The organism is Luteibacter sp. P4_D7_3 (assembly GCF_056401735.1).
Map to the genome: position 1 here is coordinate 1 of NZ_JBFUIT010000535.1, position 1529 is coordinate 1529.

The 1529-nt window shown below is 62.6% G+C and carries 3 protein-coding genes; 1 reads left to right on the forward strand and 2 read right to left on the reverse strand.

Features of this window, described 5'->3' with window-relative positions; all coding sequences use genetic code 11:
- On the forward strand, positions 1-819 hold an 819-nt coding region (locus AC1DSN_RS22445), incomplete at its 5' end, for a hypothetical protein (RefSeq protein WP_477333022.1).
- Positions 820-878: 59 nt separating this feature from the next.
- On the opposite strand, the gene AC1DSN_RS22450 is transcribed toward AC1DSN_RS22445, so the two are convergent.
- Together AC1DSN_RS22450 and AC1DSN_RS22455 are read right to left on the reverse strand one after the other, a co-directional pair.
- Positions 879-1064, reverse strand: a complete 186-nt coding sequence (locus tag AC1DSN_RS22450) for a hypothetical protein (RefSeq protein WP_477333024.1) — start codon at positions 1062-1064, stop codon at positions 879-881.
- Between the two features lie 82 nt (positions 1065-1146).
- Positions 1147-1529, reverse strand: a 383-nt coding sequence (locus tag AC1DSN_RS22455; protein WP_477333026.1) for a serine hydrolase, incomplete at its 5' end; no start/stop codon positions are given.

The following is a 1529-nucleotide window of genomic DNA, read 5'->3' on the forward strand; positions in this document are numbered from 1 at the left end:
CGCCTGGCCGACCCCGCAACCCTCCGTTGGGCGATGCAACTTCCGCTTTCGGAGAAGGTGGTTTTTCGCGGTGTGGTCAACTTCGACCAGGCGGGCGTGGCGCCCGTGAGCATGATGTATCCGGCGCCGAACGCCGTAGGGTTGCTTGCCGGCGTGCTTACGCATGCCCTTATCTCGAAGGGCAGCCGCGAGTCGCAGAAGACCCGTATCGAGACGGAGGCCAATAAGGTACTTGAGCCATACGAGCCCGTGCTCGGCACGTTCCTCTACACTGAATTGGCCGGGCGCAGCAAGGCGTGGACACTATCCGGCACACAGATGCCCGTACTCCCGCGTGGAGCTGGGCACCCTGATACGTGGGTCGTGGTCGTGACTCCCGTGTTCTCGCTGACGCAGGACCAGACAACCCTGGTGCTCGACAACACAGTGGCCTTGTTTGCACCAGGCGAATCGAAGCGCAGCAGCTACGTAAACACGATACGCGTCATCTCGGATGCAGAGGCGGACCCCAACCCGGTCGCGCACTGGACAGCCAACGGCGGCGAGCTGCTGAAAGAACAGGGCGGCCAGTTGCTCGGACAATCGCTGGACATCGCCTTCGCCGACGCAGCCAGCTCGTCGACGACCACGCCGTTCCGCACGATCCGCTACATGGAGGGCAACACCGAACGCATGGAACGCGGCCAGCCGATCACGGAGCAATGTGACCGCGTCCTCCTTCGTTCACTTCGCGGAGCGCTGATGTCGGTGCCGGTGAAGGCGAGCTGCGATGACACGCGTCGGGATGTGCTGCCAGTGGCAGCGCAGGGGAGTGGGTGAAAAAGGGCAGGCCTGTCCGATGAAACGACAAGGCCTGCCCGCTCAATACGACACCTTGCTTAAACGGGTACGCAGCGCCAGGTAGCCTTGCCGTTGATCACGCCGACGAACTGAGCCACTTGCCCATCGGGACACACCGGCGCGTTGCTGGGGGCGTGGCCAAGGTTCCCGCGATTGCCTATACCGCCAGCGTTCGCAGAGGCGGCTGCCGCGATCAGAACAAGGCCAACGAATAGCATCTTCATATCGACGTTCTCCCTCCTGGTGAGAGATCCACATCTAACACACGCGGATATCCTCGCCGGCTGTCCCTTGCGCCCCTTGCCGTTATTGCGCCTGGATTTCCCCAGCGTCCGCATGTGTTGAGCGGTAGGCTTCCGCGATTTTCGGGATGAAGTTCTGGGGGTTCGACCCGACGAGGTTGGTCAGCACGACGATGGCCAAGCGCTCATCGGGATACACGATGAAGGCGGCACGGGCGCCACCCATGCCGGCGACTTCTCGCACGGGCGTTGTTTTCAGCACGTGCCAGCCCGCGGCCCAGTCACCATCGGCGCCGCTGTTCAACTTCTCGGGTGTCCACATGGCCCGCATGCCGGCTTTACTGATCAACTCACCCTTGGACATCGATGCCAGCCAGTGTGCGACGTCATCCGCGGTGGTCATGATTCCACCTCCCGACCAGAGCCCGGGAGACATGTCGTAGAACC

Excerpts from the sequence above, each read along its gene's own strand:
- AC1DSN_RS22450 (WP_477333024.1), bottom strand. The coding sequence starts at position 1,064 with ATGAAGATGCTATTCGTTGGCCTTGTTCTGATCGCGGCAGCCGCCTCT.